At 72.1% G+C, this 21,321-nt stretch carries 18 protein-coding genes and 1 pseudogene (1 of these 19 running past the window's edge); 17 read left to right on the top strand and 2 right to left on the bottom strand.

The features are described 5' to 3' along the window. The 4 genes and pseudogenes from HZB25_09305 to nusB all read left to right on the top strand — a co-directional run. Nucleotides 1-120 (top strand): annotated as a pseudogene (locus HZB25_09305) (riboflavin synthase); it begins 463 nt to the left of the window's first position. Between the two features lie 10 nt (nucleotides 121-130). Continuing rightward, a complete protein-coding gene (locus tag HZB25_09300; protein ID MBI5837429.1) occupies nucleotides 131-1,564 on the top strand; it encodes a bifunctional 3,4-dihydroxy-2-butanone-4-phosphate synthase/GTP cyclohydrolase II in 1,434 nt (477 codons plus the stop codon). Continuing rightward, the gene (locus tag HZB25_09295; protein MBI5837428.1) at nucleotides 1,561-2,040 is read left to right on the top strand and encodes a 6,7-dimethyl-8-ribityllumazine synthase; all 480 of its coding nucleotides are present in this window, start codon (nucleotides 1,561-1,563) and stop codon (nucleotides 2,038-2,040) included. The genes HZB25_09300 and HZB25_09295 overlap by 4 nt, the downstream gene beginning before the upstream one ends. A 5-nt stretch (nucleotides 2,041-2,045) precedes the next feature. Then, the gene (nusB, locus tag HZB25_09290) at nucleotides 2,046-3,380 is read left to right on the top strand and encodes a transcription antitermination factor NusB (protein ID MBI5837427.1); all 1,335 of its coding nucleotides are present in this window, start codon (nucleotides 2,046-2,048) and stop codon (nucleotides 3,378-3,380) included. A 36-nt stretch (nucleotides 3,381-3,416) separates the two neighbouring features. Here the strand turns inward: nusB and HZB25_09285 are convergent, their stop codons facing one another. Together HZB25_09285 and HZB25_09280 are read right to left on the bottom strand one after the other, a co-directional pair. After that, the gene (locus HZB25_09285; protein ID MBI5837426.1) at nucleotides 3,417-3,758 is read right to left on the bottom strand and encodes a hypothetical protein; all 342 of its coding nucleotides are present in this window, start codon (nucleotides 3,756-3,758) and stop codon (nucleotides 3,417-3,419) included. Then, on the bottom strand, nucleotides 3,755-4,804 hold the full coding sequence (locus HZB25_09280) for a glycosyltransferase family 4 protein (GenBank protein ID MBI5837425.1): 1,050 nt from the start codon (nucleotides 4,802-4,804) through the stop codon (nucleotides 3,755-3,757). Before HZB25_09280 ends, HZB25_09285 begins: the two co-directional genes overlap by 4 nt. 211 nt (nucleotides 4,805-5,015) lie before the next feature. On the opposite strand from HZB25_09280, the gene HZB25_09275 reads away from it, so the two are divergent. The 13 genes from HZB25_09275 to asnB are packed head-to-tail and all read left to right on the top strand — an operon-like array spanning nucleotide 5,016 to nucleotide 21,321. Further along, nucleotides 5,016-5,792, top strand: a complete 777-nt coding sequence (locus tag HZB25_09275) for a class I SAM-dependent methyltransferase (GenBank protein MBI5837424.1) — start codon at nucleotides 5,016-5,018, stop codon at nucleotides 5,790-5,792. After that, complete coding sequence (locus HZB25_09270) at nucleotides 5,789-6,898, top strand: glycosyltransferase family 4 protein (protein ID MBI5837423.1); 1,110 nt, start codon at nucleotides 5,789-5,791, stop codon at nucleotides 6,896-6,898. The genes HZB25_09275 and HZB25_09270 overlap by 4 nt, the downstream gene beginning before the upstream one ends. Beyond that, a complete protein-coding gene (locus tag HZB25_09265) occupies nucleotides 6,895-7,881 on the top strand; it encodes a flippase-like domain-containing protein (GenBank protein ID MBI5837422.1) in 987 nt (328 codons plus the stop codon). The genes HZB25_09270 and HZB25_09265 overlap by 4 nt, the downstream gene beginning before the upstream one ends. A 58-nt stretch (nucleotides 7,882-7,939) precedes the next feature. After that, on the top strand, nucleotides 7,940-10,729 hold the full coding sequence (locus tag HZB25_09260) for a DUF2723 domain-containing protein (GenBank protein ID MBI5837421.1): 2,790 nt from the start codon (nucleotides 7,940-7,942) through the stop codon (nucleotides 10,727-10,729). A gap of 41 nt (nucleotides 10,730-10,770) precedes the next feature. Next, the gene (locus tag HZB25_09255; protein MBI5837420.1) at nucleotides 10,771-11,685 is read left to right on the top strand and encodes a glycosyltransferase family 2 protein; all 915 of its coding nucleotides are present in this window, start codon (nucleotides 10,771-10,773) and stop codon (nucleotides 11,683-11,685) included. Nucleotides 11,686-11,693: 8 nt separating this feature from the next. Further along, a complete protein-coding gene (locus HZB25_09250) occupies nucleotides 11,694-12,404 on the top strand; it encodes an NTP transferase domain-containing protein (protein ID MBI5837419.1) in 711 nt (236 codons plus the stop codon). Then, nucleotides 12,401-13,417: a GHMP kinase gene (locus tag HZB25_09245; GenBank protein ID MBI5837418.1), complete on the top strand. Its 1,017-nt coding sequence runs from the start codon at nucleotides 12,401-12,403 to the stop codon at nucleotides 13,415-13,417. Before HZB25_09250 ends, HZB25_09245 begins: the two co-directional genes overlap by 4 nt. 37 nt (nucleotides 13,418-13,454) lie before the next feature. Continuing rightward, nucleotides 13,455-14,561, top strand: coding sequence for a glycosyltransferase (locus HZB25_09240; GenBank protein MBI5837417.1), 1,107 nt, complete (start codon nucleotides 13,455-13,457; stop codon nucleotides 14,559-14,561). After that, a complete protein-coding gene (locus tag HZB25_09235) occupies nucleotides 14,558-16,123 on the top strand; it encodes a hypothetical protein (GenBank protein MBI5837416.1) in 1,566 nt (521 codons plus the stop codon). Before HZB25_09240 ends, HZB25_09235 begins: the two co-directional genes overlap by 4 nt. Next, nucleotides 16,120-17,037, top strand: coding sequence for a glycosyltransferase family 2 protein (locus HZB25_09230; protein ID MBI5837415.1), 918 nt, complete (start codon nucleotides 16,120-16,122; stop codon nucleotides 17,035-17,037). The genes HZB25_09235 and HZB25_09230 overlap by 4 nt, the downstream gene beginning before the upstream one ends. Then, nucleotides 17,034-17,837: a class I SAM-dependent methyltransferase gene (locus HZB25_09225; GenBank protein ID MBI5837414.1), complete on the top strand. Its 804-nt coding sequence runs from the start codon at nucleotides 17,034-17,036 to the stop codon at nucleotides 17,835-17,837. The genes HZB25_09230 and HZB25_09225 overlap by 4 nt, the downstream gene beginning before the upstream one ends. A 13-nt stretch (nucleotides 17,838-17,850) precedes the next feature. Beyond that, entirely contained in the window at nucleotides 17,851-19,326 is a 1,476-nt protein-coding gene (locus HZB25_09220) for an oligosaccharide flippase family protein (GenBank protein MBI5837413.1), read from the top strand. Between the two features lie 3 nt (nucleotides 19,327-19,329). Further along, nucleotides 19,330-21,321, top strand: coding sequence for an asparagine synthase (glutamine-hydrolyzing) (gene asnB, locus HZB25_09215; protein MBI5837412.1), 1,992 nt, complete (start codon nucleotides 19,330-19,332; stop codon nucleotides 21,319-21,321).

The following is a 21,321-nucleotide window of genomic DNA, read 5'->3' as shown; positions in this document are numbered from 1 at the left end:
CTGATCCCATTCACCCTGGAACACACCGTGGCAGGCTCCTACCGGGCCGGAAGCCGCGTGAACCTGGAAGTGGACCTGGTGGCCCGCTACATTGCGAGGCTGCTCGAAGGACAGGCCTGAAGGCGTTGCCATGACGAAAGTTCGAGAGACTCAACGAAAGGCGGCCCGAACCGTGACCACCCGCGTCCCATCCCGGCAGCGGGGTCTTTCCAGCGTCGAGGAGGCCGTGGCGGACATCCGCCGCGGCCGCATGATCGTGGTGGTGGACGACGCCGAGCGCGAGAACGAGGGCGACCTGGTGATGGCCGCCGAGAAGGTCACGCCCGAGGCGGTCAACTTCATGACCCTGCACGCCCGGGGTCTCATGTGCGCCCCGATGGACCGGGAGTGGCTGGACCGCCTGGAGCTCAAGCCGATGTCCACCGACAACACCGCCCTGGGGGGCACCGCCTACACCGTCTCGGTGGATGCGAAGCTCAAGGGCGTGACCACCGGCATCTCGGCGCACGACCGGGCGGCCACGTTGCGCCACCTCGCGTCCCGGAGGGCGCGGCCCGGCGACTTCGCCCGCCCCGGGCACATCTTCCCCATCCGGGCCGAGGAAGGCGGGGTGCTCCGTCGTGCCGGCCACACCGAGGCGGCCGTGGACCTGGCCCGGCTGGCGGGGCTCAACCCGGTGGGAGTGGTGTGCGAAATCATGGCCCCGGACGGTTCCATGGCCCGTGCGCGGGAGCTCCGGGTGCTGGCGCGGCGGCACCGGCTGAAGCTCATCAGCGTGGAGCAGCTCATCGCGTGGCGCCGCCGCAAGGAGCGCCTGGTGGAGTGCGTGGTGCGCACCCGCATCCCCACGCCCTTCGGTGAGTTCGGGCTGTGCCTCTACGAGAGCCGCCTGGAGAGCGACCACCACGTGGCGCTGGTGCGCGGCGACGTGCGCGGGAAGGAGCCGGTGCTGGTGCGCGTGCACTCGCAGTGCCTCACCGGCGACGTGCTGCACTCGCTGCGCTGCGACTGCGGCGAGCAGCGCGACGAGGCCATGAAGCGCATCGCGCGCGCCGGGCGCGGTGTCTTCCTGTACATGCGCCAGGAGGGCCGCGGCATCGGCCTGGCCAACAAGCTCCGGGCCTACGCGCTGCAGGACCAGGGCTACGACACGGTGGAGGCGAATCTGAAGCTGGGCTTCCCCGCCGACCTGCGCGATTACGGCATCGGCGCGCAGATCCTCTCCGACCTGGGGGTGCGCAACATCCGGCTGATGACCAACAACCCGCGCAAGGTCGTCGGCCTGGCGGCCTACGGCCTGAAGGTGGTGGACCGGGTGAGCATCCAGATGAAGTCGCACCCCACCAACCGGAAGTACCTGGCCACCAAGCGGGAGAAGCTGGGCCACCTGCTCACGCCGGAGGGCGGAATGGAGCCGGCCGCGCCGGCAAAGAGCCGCGGCGCCAGGTCCGCGGGGGCGAAGAGCCGCCGCGCGAAGGTCCCGGCGACGAAGGGCCGCGCCAAGCCGGTGGCGACGAAGGGCCACGCGAAGGCGGTCCCGTCGCGCCCGCGGGGGCGGGCATGAACACGATCCGCGGATCCGAGGACGGCACCGGGATGCGCGTGTGCATCCTGCTCAGCCGGTTCAACGAAGAGCACGGAATCCTGCTGATGCAGGGCGCGATGGCCGAGCTGCTCAGGCTGGGCGTGGCCGAGGATGCCATCGAGCTGGTGTCGGTCCCGGGCGCGCTGGAGCTGCCCACGGCGGCCGCGCTGCGCCTGGCCGAGGCTCCCGCGCCCCACGCGCTGGTGGCGCTCGGCGCGGTGGTGCGCGGGGAGACCACCCACTACGACCTGGTGGCGGGCGAGTGCGCCCGGGGGCTCGCGGAGCTCTCCCGGAGCACCGGGGTCCCGGTGGGCTTCGGCGTGGTGACCACGGAGAATGACGAGCAGGCGCTGGAGCGCGCGCACCCGGAGCGCCGGAACAAGGGCGCCGAGGCGGCCCGCGCGGCCGTGGAGATGGCCAACCTGGGGCGCGCGCTGCGCGCCCGGTCCACGTGACGCCGGTGGACGAGCTCCGCGAGCGCCGGCGGCTGCGTGAGCTCGGGGTGCGCACCCTCTACCAGGCCGAGGTGGTGGGCGAGGACCTGCCCGACGCCCTGGAGAACGTGCTGGCGCACTCGCGACGTGTGAGCGAGCCCGGGCGGACCTACCTGGAGGCCGTGCTGCGCTCCTTCGAAGAGCATCGCGCCGCCATTGACGCGGCGCTGGAGAGCCAGGCCGAGCACTGGAGCCTGAAGCGCATGGCCGCCACGGACCGCAACGTGCTGCGTTGGGCGGCCACCGAGTTGTGGTTCCGCCCCGACGTGCCCCGCGCGGTGGTGCTGGACGAGGCCATCGAGCTGGCCAAGGAGCTGAGCGGCTCGGAATCGGGCAAGTTCGTCAACGGCATCCTGGATCGCCTGCCCGCGAGCCTGCCCGGCGCGGGCGCCTGGACCGGGCCTGCCGACGTCCCCGAAGGCGGGGAGGGACCGGGCGCCGAATCGCCGGAGCCCCGGGTCGAATCCAAGCAGTGGGCAGCGCCCCCGGGGCGCCCGCCCGGAAATCCGCCGGGGGCCGCACCTTCCTCCGCCGCATCCACCCCCACACGGGATCCTGGCTTGAAGATCGCGATCTTCTCCGACATTCACGGCAATCTCGACGCGCTCGAAGCCGTGCTGGCCGAGGTGCGCGCAGCGGGCATCCGCCGCATGTTCTGCCTCGGCGACGTGGTGGGCTACGGCGCGAGCCCCAACGAGTGCTGCGCCCTTGTGGCGGAGGTCTCGGAGGACCGGGTCCTGGGAAACCACGACGAGGCCTGCCTGGGCCGGGGCAACCTCGAGTACTTCAACTCCGTGGCCCGGATGGCCGCCCTGTGGACGCAGAAGACCATGGACGGTCCCACGCGGGAGTACCTGGAAACCGCGCCCATGACCCTGGCCCTGGACGCGGGACCGCTCCCTGCGCTGCTGGTGCATGCCTCGCCCTACTGCCCGGACGAGTGGCACTACGTGCTCTCGGAGCACGACGCGCGGGCCGCATTCGACGCCTGCCGCGACCGGCTGGTGTTCGTGGGCCATTCGCACGTGCCGGGGGTCTTCGACCTGGCGGAGGACGGGAAGGTGACCGCGGGGCGCGGGGCAGGCGCCCGGCTCGAGCCCGGGCACCGCTACCTGGTCAACGTGGGGAGCGTGGGGCAGCCGCGCGACGGCGACCCGCGCGCCTCGTGGTGCGCGCTGGACCCGGAGGCCGGCACGGTGGAGATCCGCCGCGTGGCCTATGACATCGCGCGCGCGCAGTCCCGCATCCGCGACGCGCGCCTGCCCGAGATCCTGGCCAGCCGCCTCGCATGGGGAGAGTAGGCCAGTTCTGTCCGGGGCCGGGGGAACGGGCCTGAGCTACTCGGAATCCACCCGCAGCGCCGGAGTGGACCCGCCGTAGACCACCGCGGTGTAGGACAGCCCATCCTGCGCCCGGAACTGCACGTCGGCGGGCGAAGTCTCGCCCTGCAACGCCGCCTTCACGCGATACGTCGTGCCCGCCTCCAGGTCCACGTAGGCCGTGGTGCTCCCCGGCTGCACTTCGTTGATGTTGAGGGTGGAGCCGGACTGGGGCTGGACCTGCACGTTGGCCTTGGTGGGGCGCTCGTTGCGCACCCGGATCTGCGGGCCACTGGAGCAGCCCAGCACCAGGGTCAGCGCGGCGCACGCGGCCAGCACCCTCGAAATCCTCATGCTCATGACGCCTCCTCCGTTCCCGTCCGCGCGAAAGGATCGCCCGGGCTCCCCCGGGACAACAACCGCAGCAGCGCCTCGACGCGGCGGGACTCGGGAAACTCCTGCACCACGCGCTCGCGGGCCGCGGCCCGCTCGGCCCCGCCCGCGGCATGGGCCGCGCGCACCGCCGCCGCGGTGGCCCGTGCCTCCCCGAAGGGCACCGTGTGCCCGCAGGGACCCACCACTTCCGGGCTGGCCGTCCCGGCGCACACCACCGGGATGCAGCCGCAGGCCATGCCCTCTGCCACCGCGATGCCGAAGCCCTCGTGGGCGCTCAGCTGGGCGTACACCCCGGCGGAGCGGTAGTGTCCGCGCAGCTCCTCATCGCTCACCCGCCGGCCCGTCAACCTGAGATTCGGCCCGCCGGCGCGGCGCAGCTCCTCCGCGGCGGCATCCACGGCGATCCTGCCGATCACCGTGAACTCCAGCTCCGGGACCAGCCGGGAAACGCGGGCGAACGTGAGCATGCCCTTCTGGATGTTGAACAGCGGGTTCACCGTGCCCACGGTGATCACCCCGGCGCGCGGCGCCGGCCCGGGGGGAGGGGTGAAGAACCCGGAGTCGATCCCGGGGTACACCGTCTCCATTCTGCCACGCGGCCGGGCCCAGCGCAGCACTTCGGTGCCCGCGAAATCGGAGAACGGCAGGATCAGGTCGGCGTTGCGGAGCACCCAGCCCCCCAGCCGTCGGTGGTGGGGCTTGCGCATGTTCCCGAACCGGATGCCCGGGATGGAGGCCACGTCGTAGCCGCCGGTGACCAGCGCGAAGGGGATGCCGGCCCGGCGGCACAGCGCCAGCGCCAGCGAGGCGTAGTCCGGCATCAGGAACCACAGGTAGACCAGGTCCACCTCGCGCCGCCACAGCAGCCCCGCCATCTCCCGGTAGAACGCCGCGGTCCTGCGGAAATGCAGCACCCGCAGGTCGAAATGGCGGGCCAGGATCTGCTCGTCCTTCTGGATGAAGGTCCGGTCCGGCCACGGGTAAATGAAGAGGATGCGTCGGCGCGCCATGGGGTGGCCAGCTTCGCATACCCCCCCGAGGGCGCGCAAGCCCAAGCTGTTGCGAAGGTTGACCCCTCCGGAGGGGCGTGCTAGCCTCGCGGCTCCGGATGTCGGCCCCGCACCAACGTTTCCCCCGGCCGGGGCGTCCCAACTTGCGAGGCAGCTTTCCGCGCGGATCCGGACATGCCGGGCGCCACCCTGAGACTTCCCCTGGAGACCCATGCGCGAATCCACCCCCGAACACTGGGACCGGTACTGGAAGGAGCACGTCGAGGTCGAGGAGACCTACGACAACGGCGACCGACTGATCCGGGAGCTGCTGCGCGAGCCCCCGGCGGGCCGGCGGGCCCTCGAGGTGGGGGCGGGTTCCGGCCGCGACAGCATCGCCATCGCGCAGGCCGGCGCCCGGGTGTACGTGGTGGACTACGTGCGGTCCTCGCTGGAAGTGTGCCGCAGGCTCTCGCAGGAGTCGGGGGTCGAGCTGATCTACATCCAGGCCGATGCCACCCGGATGCCGGTGCGTGACGGCTCCTTCGACCTGGTGTTCCACCAGGGCGTGCTGGAGCACTTTCGTCGCCCGGCCGAGCTGCTGGACGAGAACCACCGGATCCTGAAACCCGGGGGGCTGGCCCTGGTGGACGTGCCCCAGACGTGGCACTTCTACACCCTGCTCAAGCAGCTGCTGATCGCCATGAACCGCTGGTTCGCGGGCTGGGAGACGCAGTACAGCGTGGGCAGCCTCACCCGCGTGGCCGAGCGCAGCGGGTTCACGGTGGAGGGCTCCTTCGGCGACTGGATGGTCCCGGGGCTGTTCTACCGCGGCGTGCGCTACGTGCTCCGCCAGGCGCGCATCGTCCGCCTGCCGCTGTACCCGGGCAGGGGCGGGGCGTGGGACCGCCTCATGTGCGGCCTGCGCGAGCGGTTGCGCTCCAGGCGCTGGGCGCAGTACACCATGATGTGCGTCGGCGTGCGGGCCCGGAAGCCGGCCGGGAGATGATGAAGGTCCTGGCCGTCAACTGGCGCGACCTCGAGCACCCGGAGGCGGGGGGGGCCGAGGTGCACCTGCAGGAGATCCTGCGGCGCTGGGCGGAGGGCGGCGACCAGGTGACGCTGCTGGCGTCCGCGTTCCCGGGCGGGGCGCCCGAGACGGTCCAGGACGGCGTGCGCGTGCTCCGCGCGGGCGACTGGTGGAACGCCAACTTCGCCCTGGCCCGCCTGGGCCGGGCGGAACTGGCCCGCGGCGGGTACGACCTGGTGGTCGAGGACATCAACAAGATCCCCTTCTTCGCGCCCCGCTGGAGCCGGGTGCCGGTGCTGGCGGTGGTGCCGCACCTGTTCGGCACGACGGTGTTCCAGGAGGCGGCCGCCCCCATGGCCCTGTACGTGTGGGCCTACGAGAACTTCATCCCCGGCGTGTACCGGGGCTCGAGGTTCATGGCCATCAGCGAGAGCACCCGCGACGACCTGGTGGCCCGCGGGGTGGAGCGTGAGCGCATCGACGTGGTGTACTGCGGGATGGACCACGCGCGCTACGTGCCCGGAGGCGCCCGCGAGGCGGAGCCGCTGGTGGTGTTCCTGGGCCGGCTGCGCCGCTACAAGGGCGTGCAGCACCTGCTCCGCGCGCTGCCGCGCCTGTGGGAGAAGGTGCCGGCGGCGCGGGTGGTGATCGTGGGCGACGGCCCGTACCGCGCCGCCCTGGAGAAGGAGGCCGCGAAGCTGGGCTCCGACCGCGTGAGCTTCACCGGGAACATCCCCGGCTCGGAGAAGGTGCGCTGGCTGCAGCGCGCCTGGGTGACCGTGAACCCCTCGCCCAAGGAGGGCTGGGGGCTCACGGTGATCGAGGCGAACGCGTGCGGCACGCCCAGCGTCTCCAGCCGCAGTCCCGGGTTGCGCGAGTCGGTGCGGGACGGGGAGACCGGCCTGCTGGTGGAGCACGGCGATCCCGCGGCGCTGGCCGGCGCGCTGGCCCGGGTGCTGGGGGACGCGCCGCTGCGCGTGAACCTGGCCCGCCAGGCGGTGGAGTGGGCGGCCACGTTCACCTGGGAGCGCTGCGCGCGCGAGGCCCGCGAGGTGGCCTGCCGGTCGCTGGGGGGCGCGCGGTGAGCGCCGGGCGGGTCCTGAAATGGAGCCTGCTGGGGCTCAAGATGGTGTTGAGCGTCAGCCTGTTCGTGTGGCTGTTCCGCAAGTACGACGTGTTCGCGGCCATGAAGGAGACGCGCCATGCGGACCCCGCGTGGCTGTGGGCCGCGGTGGGCGTGTTCTTCGTGAGCAACCTGCTGGGCTCCGCGCTGTGGGGGCGGCTGCTGCACATGCAGGGCGTGGAGATCCCCTACTCGCGCGTGGCGGCGTACTATTTCGTGGGGCTCTTCTTCAACAACTTCCTGCCCGCCAACATCGCCGGCGACTTCGCGCGCATCACCGCGGCCCGGGGACACAGCGAGCGCTCGGCGCCGGTGTTCTCGGCCACCTTGATGGACCGCATGATCGGCGGGCTCGCGGTGGCCAGCGTGGCCATGGGGGCGGCGCTCACCGCGTGGCCCTGGTTTCACGACCTGCGCGTGGACGCCCTGGTCGCGGGCCTGTTCCTGATCTCGCTGCTCATGTATCTTGCAGTGTTCCGTCGCGACGTGCTGGGGCTGGTGGAATGGCCCTTCCGGGCGCTGCGGCTGCACCGGCTCGAGCGCCGGATCTCGGACCTGGTGGACGGGCTGCACGCCTACCGCGAGAAGAGCGGCGGGCTTACGGCGCTGCTGGCCTTCGGGATCCTGATCCAGCTGATGCGCATCTTCATGCACCTGTTCGTGGCCCGGGCGCTGGGATTGAACGTGCCCCTCGGCGCGGTGTTCACCATGGTCCCGATCCTCGGCGCGGTGCTGATCGTGATCCCGTCGGTGAGCGGCTTCGGAGTTCGTGAGGGCGCCTCGGTGCTGCTGTTCGGCATGGTCCACCTGTCCGGGGCCAGCGCCATTTCCTTCCAGCTTTTGACCTGGCTGCTCGCGTTCCTGGTGAGCCTGCTGGGTGGTGTGATTTTCGTGTTCCGCACGCCCTTGCGCTGGGTCGTCTCCCTGCGCAAGGCGGCGGCCTGACGAGGACAGGCCGGCGGGCAAGCCCCGCCGCCCGGCCACGCCCGAGGAGCCCCAGGGAATGAACCACCGTCTGCTCAACCGGCTGATGACGGCGCTGAGCGTCGCGCTGCCGTTCATCGTCTACATGCGCACCATGCCGCGCACCGTGCCCTTCTGGGACGCGGGCGAGTTCATCTCGGTCTCGAAGATCCTGGGGATTCCGCACCCCCCGGGCACGCCGCTGTTCGTGCTCACCGGCCACGTGTTCGGACTGTTGCCGTTCTGGAACTACGCCACGCGGATCAACTTCGTTTCGGTGGTCACCGGCATGCTCACCATCGCCTTCACCTACCTGCTGGTGCAGAAGGCGGTGATGCACCTGCCGCTGTTCGCCGGCGCCACCGGGCGCGGGGCGGCCTCGGGCGAGGCCGAGACGGCCGAACCCACCGGGGAGGCGTCCGCGGACCTGGCCGAGCGGCACTGGCTCTCCTACATCGCCGGCCTGGTGGCGGCGTGGTCCACGGCGTTCTCGCACAGCTTCTGGAACACCTCCACCGAGATCGCGCACGTGCACGTGGGCGCATCGGCGATCATGTTCTTCTCGCTGTGGGTGTCGGTGAACTGGTGGGAGCGGCTCGGGGAGAAGGGCAACGAGCGCCGGCTGCTGGTGATCTGGTACCTCCTGTGCGCCGGAATCGGCTGGCACCTGGGGGGCTTCCTGGTGCTTCCGGCCGTGGTCATGTTCACGCTGGTGGTGGACTGGCGGCGCTCGTGGTGGATCGGCATCGGGGCGGTGATCTTCGTGCTGTGGATGAACGGCACCGGGATGCTGATGCGCCGCGCCGACGAGCTGCAGCACGACGTGCGCACCGCGCTGCTCTCGGGCCTGATCCTGCTGGCCCTGGCGCTGGCCGCCCACGTGCTCCTGCGCCGGAACCTGCGGCCCTTCCTGTGGGTGTCGGTGGGCGCGCTGGTGGCGGGCCTCAGCGTGCACGGTTACCTGGTGGTCCGGGCGAAGCAGAATCCCATCATCAACGAGGCCGCCCCCTCCACCTGGAACGCGCTGTGGAAGCAGTTCACCCGCGAGCAGTACGCGCCGCCCAGCCCGCTGGAGCGCAGCGGGAACTGGACCTACCAGTTCGAACACATGTTCCTGCGCTACTTCAGGGACGAGTTCACCCTGGGCCCGCCGATGCAGTCGAAGCCCGGCGTGCGGCCGTGGACCGGCCTGCTGGCGTTCCTGGCCATGGGCATCCCTCTGGTGCTCGGGGAGTTCGGCCGGCTGTACCACCTGCTCAAGGGGCGGGGGAAGCCGGACGCCTGGTGGATCGCGCACCTGGTGACCTGGGTGCTCATCGTGGCGCTGTTCCGGCTGGGCGGGCGCGTCGGGGGCGAGTTCATGGGCCAGCCCTTCGACGGCGCGGCCCTGGCCATCGCGCTGTTCTTCCTGATGTGCGTGGCGGACGTGGCGCTGGCGGTGGCGTGGCAGCGGCCGCTGTACGTGCTGGTGAGCACCGCGTTCCTGATGGGCAGCCTGTGGCTGGTGATCTACCTGAACTTCAAGGACCCCCAGGTGCGCGAGCGGGACTACTTCTTCCTGTGGGGCTACGAGGCCTTCACGGTGTGGATGGGCGTGGGCGCGGCCGGGGTCATCCACGAGGTCATCCGGCTGCTGAAGCTTCAGGCTTTGCGCCGCGTGCTGGTGCCCGTTCTGGGGCTGCTGGCGCTGTGCATGCCGGTGGCCACCTGCGCGCACTACTACTTCGAGCAGGACCGCACCGGCAACTTCGTGGCGCGCGACTACGCCTACAACATGCTCGCCCCGCTGGCCCAGGGCGCCATCATCTTCACCAACGGCGACAACGACACCTTCCCGCTGTGGTACCTGCAGGAGGTGGAGGGCATCCGCAGCGACGTGCGCGTGGTGAACCTGTCGCTGCTGAACACCACCTGGTACATCAAGCAGATGCGCGACCTGGAGCCGAGGGTGCCCATCCAGTTCACCGACTCGGAGGTGGACGCGCTGGAGCCCTACCGCGCCCCGGACGGCAGCATCGTGCTGGTGAAGGACATCCTGGTGCACCACATCGTGCGCGAGAACGCCTACCGCAAGCCGATCTACCTGGCGGTGACGGTGCCCGAGCAGATGGGCCTGGAGCGGCAGCTGATGCTGGAGGGCCTGGCGTTCCGCATCCTGCCCGACAGCGCCCACGAGCCGGTGAACGTGGAGGCCACGCGCAAGGCGGTGTACGAGACCTTCCTGTACCGCGGCCTCCTGGACGCGCAGGGCAACCTGACACCGGTGCCGTACAAGGACGACAACGCGGTGCGGCTCGCGGGCAATTACGCCTCGGCCCACATGCGGCTGGCCTTCTACTACCGGGACCGCAACGAGCTGGCCAAGGCCGTCGCCGAACTGGACCGGGCGGAGAAGATCTCGCCCGACTTCTCGGGCATCCCGGTGACGCGGGGCATGTTCTACCAGGAGCGCGGCGACAGCGCCAGCGCCCTGCGGTCCTTCCAGGACGGCCTGAAGCGCTTCCCGGACAACGCCGAGCTCAACTACCGGATGGGCATCATGGTGGCGCTCAAGGGTGACTACCAGGGCGGCTACGAGCACCTGGAGCGCGCATGGCGCGCGGAGCCCGACAACGCCACGGTGGCGCTGAGCCTGTTCACGCTCATGGTGCAGATGGGCAAGATCGACGCGGCCGAGAGCATGATCCGCTCCTACATGGACGCGCACCCCGACGATCAGCGCGCCCGCGCCGTGTACCAGGACGTGATGCGCCGCATCGGCCGCACCCCGGCCGGCGCGGCGTTGCCCCCGCCGGCGACCCTGCCGGGCGGTGGGATCGAGGGGCCGTGAGCGCCCCCGCCGGGCGGGACGCGGGCGCCGGGACGCCGCACCTGAGCATCGTCATCCCGGTGCTGAACGAGTCGGAGAGCCTGCCCGAGCTGGTGCGCCGGATCCGCGAGGCGCTGGCGGACGCGCCCTACGCCTGGGAGGTGCTGTTCGTGGACGACGGCAGCACCGACGCCACGTACGCGACGCTGGAACGCCTGCACGCGGAGGACGCGCGGGTGCGGGCCATCCGCTTCCGGCGCAACTACGGGAAGTCCCCGGCCCTGGCGGTGGCCTTCCGGGAGGCGCGCGGGGCGCGCGTGGTGACCATGGACGGCGACCTGCAGGACGACCCGCGGGAGGTTCCGAAGCTGCTGGCCAAGCTCGACGAGGGCTTCGACCTGGTCTCGGGGTGGAAGCGGGTGCGCCACGACCCCTGGACCAAGACCGCGCCGAGCAAGCTGTTCAACCTGGTCACCTCGGCCATGAGCGGCATCCGCCTGCACGACTTCAACTGCGGGCTCAAGGCCTACCGCAGCGAGGTGACGCAGACGCTGGAGGTGTACGGCGAGCTGCACCGCTACCTGCCGGTGCTGGCGCACTTCAACGGCTTCCGCGTGGCCGAGATCCCCGTGGAGCACCACCCGCGCGTGCACGGGCAGAGCAAGTTCGGGGCGGCGCGCTTCCTGAACGGGTTCCTGGACCTGCTCACGGTGCTGTTTGTCACCAGCGGCCGGCGCAGCCCCTTGCACGTGTTCGGGCGCATGGCGCTGGTGTTCTTCGCGCTGGGCGGGCTGATGCTGGCCTACGTGGTGGCCCGCTGGGTGGTGGGTGATCCCATCCGCGTGCGGCCGCTGCTGCTCTTCGGCGTGGGATTCGAGATCGTGGCCATCCAGTTCGTGTCGCTGGGGCTGCTGGGGGAGCTGATCGCCCGCCATCGCTCGCCGGACGAGTACAACGTCCGCGGGCGCCTGGGCTGAGGCGGCCGGTGACGGCGCGGACCGCCGCGGTGCTCGCGGGCGGCCTGGGCACGAGACTGGCCCCGGCGCTGCCGGGCGTGCCCAAGGCGCTGGCCCCGGTGGCCGGCGAGCCGTTCCTGGCGAAGCTGCTGCGGTGGGCCGCGGCGGGCGGGACGGAGCGCGCGGTGTTGCTGTGCGGGCACCTCGCTCCGGCCCTGGAGGGGTTCGCGCGCGGGTGGAACGCCGCGGGCCGCGGGCCGGTCGTGGACATCAGCGTGGAGCCCGCGCCGCTGGGTACCGGAGGGGCGGTGCGCTTCGCGCTGGAGCGGCTGCCGGAGGAGTTCTTCCTGCTGAACGGGGACACGCTCTGCCCGGTGCCCCTGGGGTCGATGGCGGAGGCGCACCGGCGGGGAGGCGCGGCCGCCACGCTGGCCGCGGTGCACGAGGCCGAGGGCGCCTCCAGGGGCGCGCTCGAGATGGACCAGGAGGACCGGGTGCTGGGATTCGCAGAGAAGGGACGCCGCGGGCCGGGCTGGATCAACGCCGGCGTCTACCGCTTGCGCCGCTCGTTGTTCGAGGGCCTGCCGGCGGGCGCGGCAGCCTCGCTGGAAACCGACCTGCTGCCCGCCTGGATCGCCCGGGGGGAGCGCGTGCGGGCCTTCCGCACCGACGCGCCGTTCCTGGACATCGGCACGCCCGCCGACTGGGACCGCGCGCAGACCGAAGGCTGGCTGCCGTGAGCCGGCCCATCTTCCGCGCGCGCGCGCCGCTGCGCATCAGCTTCTGCGGCGGCGGCACCGACGTCAGCCCGTACCCGGAGCGGCACGGCGGCGTGGTGCTGTCGGTGACCATCGACAAGTACGCCTACGCCACGCTGCGCCCGAAGCCGGGCTCGGCCATCACGCTCACCTCGCTCGACTACGACGTGGTGGCCAAGTACCGCCACTCCAAGGCCATGCAGCTGGACGGCAACCTGGACCTGGTCAAGCAGGTGGTGAAGCGCATGAGCCGGGGCACGGGGCTGGAGCTGTTCCTGCATTCCGACGCGCCGCCGGGCTCGGGGCTGGGCTCGTCCAGCACGCTGGTGGTCGCGCTGATCGGCGCGTTCCTGGAATGGCGCTCGCGCCCGCTCACCGACTACGGGATCGCCGAGCTGGCGTACAAGATCGAACGCGAGGACCTGCGCATCGCCGGCGGCCGGCAGGACCAGTACGCCGCCACCTTCGGCGGATTCAATTTCATCGAGTTCTTCGGCGACCGCACCGTGGTGAACCCGCTGCGCATCCGCCCCGCGATCGTCAACGAGCTGCAGTACCGGCTGCTGCTGTGCTACACCGGGCAGAGCCGGCTTTCCTCGAGCATCATCAGGCGCCAGACGCGCAGCTTCGTGCGGGCCGAGCGTTCCGTGGTGAAGGCGCTCCACGAGCTGCGCACGCTCACCGCCGACATGAAGGACGCGCTGCTCCTGGGCCGCCTGGAGCGCTTCGGGGAGCTGTTGCACGAGGCGTGGCTCCACAAGCGCCGGCTCGACCCCCAGATCTCCAACAGCTCCATTGACGAGATGTACGCGGAGGCGCGCCGCCGGGGCGCGACCGGCGGCAAGATCCTGGGTGCGGGCGGGGGCGGCTACCTGCTGCTCTTCTGCCGTTTCGACCGCAAGCACCGGATCGCGGCCCAGCTCGAGAAGATGGGCGGCCAGGTGGTGGAGTTCAGCTTCGAATCGCAGGGGCTCCAGTCGTGGGTCGCCGGCTGAAGCCGCGGCCGCGCGGGGCCCGCGGCGGCCGGCCCCGGTGAAGATCGCCCTCGTCGGGCCCGCCTGCCCACTGCGCGGGGGAATCGCCCAGTACCTGGCGCTGCTCTTCCAGGCGCTCTCGCTGCGCCACGAGGTGCGGTTCTATTCGTTCTACCGGCAATACCCGTCCTTCCTGTTCCCCGGCCGGACGCAGCGTGAGGAGGACGAGCCCGCGCTGCGCGTGCCCTCCGAACCGGTGCTGGACTCCATGAACCCGCTCTCGTGGTGGGCGGCCGGCCGGCGTGTGGCCGCCTTCCGCCCGGACGCCGTGGTGTACAAGTGGTGGACCCCCTTCTTCGCGCCCAGCTACGACGCGGTCGGCGGCGCGGCCCGGCGCGCGGGCGCGCGGGTGCTGTACGTGTGCGACAACGTCACCCCGCACGAGCGCGGCGGGCTGGACGGCTGGCTGACCCGCTGGGGCCTCTCGAAGGTGGACGGCGCGCTGGTGATGTCGGAGTCGGTGCGGCAGGACCTGCTGCGTTTCCGCCCCGGCATCCCGCACCGGCTGGTGAAGCACCCGCTGTACACGCAGTTCGGCGAGGCGCGCGACCGCGCGGCAGCCCGCGCGGAGCTGGGCCTGCAGGGAGACGTGATCCTCTTCTTCGGGTTCATCCGCGGCTACAAGGGCCTCGACGTGCTGCTGCGCGCGCTGGGCCGGGTTCGCCGGCCGGTGACCCTGTGCGTGGTGGGCGAGTTCTACGAGGACCGCGCACCCTACGACCGGCTGATCGTCGATCTGGGTCTCGAGGGCCGGGTGCGGGTGCTGGACCGCTTCGCCGGGGAGGCCGAGGTGAGGACGTACTTCTCCGCGTGCGACGCGGCGGTGCTGCCCTACAAGACCGCCACCCAGAGCGGCGTGATCCCGCTGGCCTACGCCATGCAGTGCCCGGTGATCACCACGCGCGTGGGCGGCCTGCCCGAAGTGGTGGAGGAGGGCGGGACCGGCCTGCTGGTTCCGCCGGAGGACCCGGAGGCGCTGGCCGCGGCCATCGACCTCTTCTACGAGCGCGGCGGGCGCGACGCCTTCGTGCCCCGCATTCTCGAGTACCGCAGGCAGTTCCAGTGGGATGCCCTGGTGACCGCGCTCGAGGAGCTGGCGCGATGAGGCCGGGCCGGGCGCTTCGCTGGGCCGTGCTGCTGTGCGCCGGACTGCTCTACGCCGCCACCATGAGCGGCACCATCGTCTCCAGCGACGGCCACACCATGTTCCAGCTCACCCGCTCGCTGGTGGAGCGCGGCTCGTTTGACGTGCCCTCGGGCAACGCCTTCGCCGGTCCCGACGGGCGGCTCTACCCCAAGGCCGGGCTGGGCCAGGCGCTGCTGGGCGCCCCGCTGTACTGGGCCGCGTCGCGGGCCGCCGGGCTGTCCCCGGCGCTGGCGCACCGTCGCGAGGCGTGGCAGAAGTTCGTGCTGCAGCTGCTGGGCCCGCTGGCCGGGGCGCTGCTGGCGTGGGTGTTCCTGGGGCTGCTGCTGGACCGCGGCGCCGCCCCGCGGCGCGCGCTGTTGGGCACCGCGCTGCTGTCGCTGGCCACACCGGCCTGGCCCTACGCCAAGACCTACCTGACCGAGCCGTTCACCGCGTGGCTGCTGCTGGCCGCCTTCGCCGCCGCGTGGCGCTTCCGCGCCACGGGGGAGGCGCGCCAGGCGCTGTGGGCCGGCCTGGCGTCCGGCTTCGCCGTGCTCACGAAGGAGGCGCTGGCCCTGCCGGTGCTGGCCCTGGCCGGCTACTTTCTGTACTGCATGGCGCGCGGCCCCCGCCCGGCGCGCGCCCTGCTGGCGGCGCTGGCGCCGCTGGCCGCGTGCGCGGCGCTGTTGCTCTTCTACAATCACGCCCGCTTCGGATCGTGGCTGGAGTCCGGCTACGGCTACGAGCAGACTGCCTCGGCCTACTCCACGCCGCTCCACGTGGGCCTGTTCGGGCTGCTGCTGAGCCCGGGCAAGGGGCTGCTGTGGTTCGCGCCCCCGCTGCTGCTGCTGTTCACGGCGTGGCCGGCGTTCCACCGCGCGCACCGGGCCGAGGCGTGGACGGCGCTCGGAATCGTCGTGCCCAGCCTGCTGCTCAACGCCTCGTTCCGCGCCTGGGGCGGCGACGGCTCGTGGGGGCCGCGCTACCTGCAGCCTTTCGTCCCACTCCTGGCTCTGCCGGTGGCCCTGTGGATCGCCGCGCCCGCCTCGCGCGCGGCGCGGCGCGTGGCGATGGCGCTGCTGGTGGCGGGTGCGCTGGTGCAGTGGGGCGGGGTGAGCGTCTACTACGGCAGCTACCTGCGGGAGACCGGCGCCTATCCGTACACGCGGGCCTTCGAGGATCCGCGCTTCCTCGAGGACGTGCACTGGGTGCCGAACTACTCGCCGATCGTGGGGCACTGGGCGATGTTCCGCCGCAACCTGGGGGAGCACCTGCGGGGAGAGTGGCCGCGCGTCACGCTGGCGCAGGGCGCCGACGAGGCCGCCACGCAGCGCATTCCGCTCTCCGGCGGCGACCAGGCGCGGCTGCTCCACGGGCTGGACTTCTGGTTCCTGTACCCGCTCTACGTCGGCGCCGCCGGCCCGCAGCTGGCGCTCGCGGCCCTGGCGATGCTCCTGGCCGCGCTCGCGGCGGGGGTCGCGGCATGGCGCGTGGCGGCGGGACTGGAGCGGGCGGCCGCGGGCCCGGGGCGCGCGCCGTGAGCGTCACGGGCGCCGGCGCACCCTCGGTGTGGGTGATCGTGCTCCAGTGGAACGGCTGGGCGCTCACGCGGGACTGCCTGGAGTCGCTGGCGCGGCGAACGTATCCCGGCGCCACCGTGGTGGTGGTGGACAACGGCTCCACCGACGGCTCCGCCGCGGCGTTGCGCGGGGGGGCGGGGGAGGGCGTGCGGGTGATCGAGAACGGCCGGAACCTGCTCTTCGCGGAGGGCAACAACGTGGCCCTGCGCGAGGCGGTGGCCGCCGGCGCCGACTATGCGCTGCTGCTCAACAACGACACGCTGGTGGACCCCGGCTTCCTGGAGCCGCTGGTGGGGTTCCTGGAATCCAATCCCGGCGCCGGGGCCGTGGCGCCGATCATCTACTACGCCGAGCCGCGCGACCGCGTGTGGTTCGCGGGCGGGCTGGTGAACTTCTGGCTGGGGCTCACCGCCCACCGGGGGCTGCGCCGGTTCGACCGCGGCCAGTTCCGCGGCCCGCGCCGCTGCGACTACCTGACCGGCTGCGCCCTGCTGGTGCGCCGGACGGTGCTGGAGACGGTGGGCATGCTCGATCCCGGCTACACCATCTACGCGGAGGACGCCGACTTCTCGGTGCGCATGACGCGCGCCGGTCACACCCTGTGGTGCGTGCCGGAGTCGAAGGTGTGGCACCGCATCTCGGCCAGCAGCGGGGGGGGCCGCACGCCGTTCAAGGTCTACCACTCGGCGGTGAGCAACTGGAAGCTGTTCTCGCGCCACGCGAGGCCGTGGCACTGGCTCACCTGGCCGGCCTGCGCCGCGGGCCTCCACCTGGCCCGGGCGGCGGCGTCGCTGTTGCGCGGGCGCCCGGCCCTGGCCGGCGCCGCGATGCGCGGGCTGTGGGACGGGCTGCGCGGCGCGAGGGCGACGGCGTGAGCGGCGTGCTGCGACCCGGCCCGCTGGAGCGAGCTCCCGGCGAGGCGGTGCTGTTCCTGCGCGAGTTCCTGGCCTCGCTGCCCGCGGGCGCCACGGTGCTGGACGCCGGCTGCGGTGGCACCAGCTTTCCCTACCGCGACCATCCGGGGCTCAGGATCACCGGGGTGGACGTGAAGGCCATGCCCGGCGACTTCGCGCACGGCTCGCGCGGACTGGCCTCCATGGAGCGCCTGCCGTTCCGCGACGCCAGCTTCGACGCCGTGGTCTCCAACTACACCATGGAGCACGTGGACGACCTGGCCGCCACCTGGGACGAGCTGACCCGGGTGCTCAAGCCGGGCGGGCGGTTGTTCGCGGCGGTGCCCAACTCGCACTCCTTCGACGATCACTTCTACCGCTTCGCGGGCTGGTTCGCGAAGTACGTGCTGCTCAAGCTGAAGAAGCGCCTGGAGCACCAGCAGCGCACCGACTTCCCCCGCAGCCTGCGCCTCGCCTATCGGCGCGGCTGCGTGCTGGAGAGCTTCTGCGAGTGTCCCGCCGGCTTCTCGTGGATGCGCGACGACCGCACGCGCCCGATGCAGCCGGGCTTCGTGGCCGCGCTGGCGGCGCTCAAGCGCGCCACGGGCCTGGACCTGTTCCGCGAGAGCAACTACATCATGCTGTTCCGCAAGGAGGGCCTGCGGAGGCTGCGCGAGGTGACCCACGTGTGCCGCATCTGCGGCCAGCACGCGGCGCTGCGCGGGGAGGCCGCGTCGCGCTGGGCGTGCCCGCACTGCGGCACCGAGAACGTCCTGCACTGATGCGGGGCGCGGCGTGAGGACCCAGTTGCGCGCGCTGACGCGCGACACGATGGTGTACGGCCTGGGCCAGACCCTGGGGCGCGTGGTGACGCGCGTGGGGCTGGTGCCGGTATTCACGCGGATGCTGGTCACCGCGCAGTTCGGGGCGCTGGAGCTGGTCACCACGCTGAGCGCCGCGCTGCAGGTGGTGTTCATCTCCGGGATGGACACGGCGCTCAACCGCTTCGTGTACGAGCAGGCCACCGACGAGGACCGCCGCCGCCTGGTGTCCACGGCGCTGGCGTGGCGGCTGGGGGCCAGCCTGGCGCTGTGTGTGCCGGCGGCGCTGCTCTCGCGCTGGATCGCCGCGCAGGTCTACGGGGACGTCACCCTCCAGCCCTACCTGCGCGTGGCGCTGCTCTCGGTGCCGTGCACTCTGACGGTGATGTTCGTGAGCGACTTCCTGCGGATGAGCTTCCGGCCCTGGGCGTTCCTGGGCTTCACGGTCATGAATTCGCTGGTGTACGCGCTGCTGGCGGTGTACCTGGTGGCCTTTCGCGGGCGCGGCGTCACCGGCGCGCTGGGGGCGCAGCTGGCCACCGACTGCGCCTTCGCGCTGATCGGGGCCTGGCTGGTGCGCGGCTCGCTCACCGTCCGCATCAGCCGGGCGAAGCTGGGCGAGCTGCTGCAGGTGGGGCTGCCGCTGCTGCCCATGGCGCTGGCGTACTGGGTGATCCAGTTCGCGGACCGCAACTTCCTGGCCCGCTTCCACGGTTACCACGAGGTGGGCGTCTACGGGGCGGCGGCCAAGGTGGCGCTGTTCATGCAGTTTGCCACGCAGGCGTTCACCCTGGCGTGGGGGCCGTTCGGGTTCGCGCAGGCGCGCGAGGAGGGCGGCCGCAGGCTGTTCGCGCGGGTGCTGGGGCTGTACCTGTGGGCCGGCGGGGCGCTGGCGGTGATGCTCAGCATCTTCGCGCGCGAGATCCTGGGCCTGGGCACCACCCGGGCCTACGTGGGCGGGCACCCGGCGGCGTCGCTGCTGGTGTTCGCGGTGCTGCTCAACGGCACGTACTACATCTTCTCGGTGGGGGTGGCGATGGTGAAGCGCACCGCGCTGATGGCGGCCGTTCTGGTGAGCACCGCCGCGCTCACCCTGGGCCTCGACTACCTGTGGGCCGGGCCCTTCGGCATGTACGGCGTGGGCACCGCCACGCTGGTGGGCTACGCCACCACCACGGTGCTCCTCGCCGCGGTGTCCCAGCGGCTGTTCCCGTGCCCCTATCCCTTCCTGCGCGGCGCGCTGCTGGTGCTGTTCGCGGGCGCGGTGGCGGCGGTGGGCGTCCACGTGCCGGAGTGGGGGCTCGGCGCGCGCCTGGCGGCCAAGACCGGCCTCTGGGTGCTCTACGTGGCGGGGAGCTTCCTTTTCGGCCTGGTGAGTGCTGCGGACCTGCGCACCGTGGCCGGCATGGTGGCGGGCCGCCTGCGCGGCGCCCGTCCGGCGGGGGCCTGAGCCGTGTGCGGGATCGCGGGCTACTACTCACCCTCCGGCAGGCCGGTGGCGCCGGAGACACTGCTGCGCGTGAGCCGCATGCTGCGCCACCGCGGGCCGGACGACGAAGGCGCGCTGCTGGTGGACGCCCGCGGCGGCCGGCACTTCCTGGCCGGACCGGACACCCCCGCGGACGTGCGCTCGAGCCGGCTGGCCTACAGCCCCACCGGCGACCTGCGCGAGGCGCCCCCCGGGCCGTTCCCGCTGGCGCTGCTGCACCGCCGCCTCAGCATCCTGGACCTGAGCCCCGGCGGGCACGAGCCCATGTGCGGGCCCGGCGGGAGGCACGTGGTGACCTTCAACGGCGAGATCTACAACTACCTCGAATTGCGCGACGAGCTGCACGCGCTGGGCCGCGAGTTCCGCACCGGCAGCGACGTGGAGGTGCTGCTGCACGCCTACGACCAGTGGGGCGAGGCGTGCCTCGCGCGCTTCAACGGAATGTGGTCCTTCGCCCTCTGGGACGGCCGGCGCCTGTTCTGCGCCCGGGACCGGCTGGGCATCAAGCCGTTCTACTACGCGTGGGACGGCGAGCGGTTCGTGTTCTCGTCCGAGCCCAAGGGCGTGCTGGCCTTTGGCGACCTGGAGCGCCGCCCCGACGAGCGCGCGCTGTACTACTTCCTGGCGCGCGACTGGACCGATTTCGACACCTTCACCTTCTTCGAGGGCCTGACCGCGCTGCTCCCGGCCCACGCCCTGGTGGTGGACGAGCGCGGACCGCGGGCGTGGCGCTGGTGGGAGGTGCTCCCGTCGCCGGAACCGCCGCCGTCCGAGGACGAGGCGGTGGCGCGGCTGCGCGAGCTGTTCGGCGACGCCGTCTCGGTGCACCTGCGCAGCGACGTGCCCGTGGGCACCTGCCTCTCGGGCGGGCTGGATTCCTCCGCGGTGCTCTCGGCGGCATCCGCGCGCCTGGATCACCCCATGAAGGCGTTCAGCGTGGGGTACTCGAAGTTCGCGGGCTTCGACGAGCGCCCCTTCGCCGCCGAGGTGGCCCGCCAGGCGGGCGCCGAGTTCGTGCCGGGCGAGCCCGACGGCTCCGACCTGGAGGACATGCTGGCGAAGCTGGCGTGGTACCAGGACGAGCCCGCCGCGGGCATGGGCATCTACTCGCAGTGGCACGTGATGCGGCTGGCCGCGCGCGACCGGGTGAAGGTGCTCCTGGACGGCCAGGGCGGCGACGAATTGTTCGGGGGCTACCACCGCTATTACTGGTCGGCGCTCTACGACCTGTTCCGGCGCGGCCGCGTCGCCGAGTGGGCCTCGCTGCTGCGCTACGTCGCCTCGGACCTGGGCCACGGCTACCCGCGCACGCTGGCGCGCAGCTTCGCGCCATGGCTGCCGCCGGGGCTGCTGGTGGAAGGCCAGCGGCGCTTCGGCCAGGGCAAGGACCGGGTGCTGGAGCGCGCCTTCGAGGCCCGCCGCCGCGACCTGGGCACCGACCCCCCGCCGCGATTCGGGAGCCTGCTCAACGACCAGCTGTACCACGACACCACGCTGCGCTTCCTGCCCTCGCTGCTGCGCTACGAGGACCGCAACAGCATGGCCTGGAGCATCGAGGCGCGCGTGCCGTTCCTGGACCATCGCGTGGTGGAGTACGCCTTCCGCATCCCGTTCGACCTCAAGATCCGCGGGCACGAGACCAAGTACGTGGCCCGCCGGGCGTTCGAGCCCTGGGTGCCGCAGTCGGTGCGCGCGCGCCGCGACAAGATGGGCTACGAGACGCCCACCGACGCGTGGCTGCGAGGGGAGCACGCCCGGCTGCTGGACGAGCTGCTGCTCACCGGCCCGTGCCTGGGCCGGGGCTACCTCGACGCGGTGGAATTGCGGGCGCAGGTGGCGCGCTTCCGCGCCGGCGCCCCGCTGGGGTTGCAGGTGTGGCGCTGGCTGCACCTGGAGTTGTGGTTCCGGACCTTCATCGACGCGCCGGCGCTGGAGCCGGCGGCGCTGCCGGGCTAG

The sequence above is a fragment of the Candidatus Eisenbacteria bacterium genome (genome assembly GCA_016235265.1).
Taxonomy (GTDB): domain Bacteria; phylum Eisenbacteria; class RBG-16-71-46; order RBG-16-71-46; family JACRLI01; genus JACRLI01.
The sequence above is the reverse complement of the archived record's forward strand: the minus strand, read 5'-3'. Positions and strand labels throughout refer to the sequence as shown.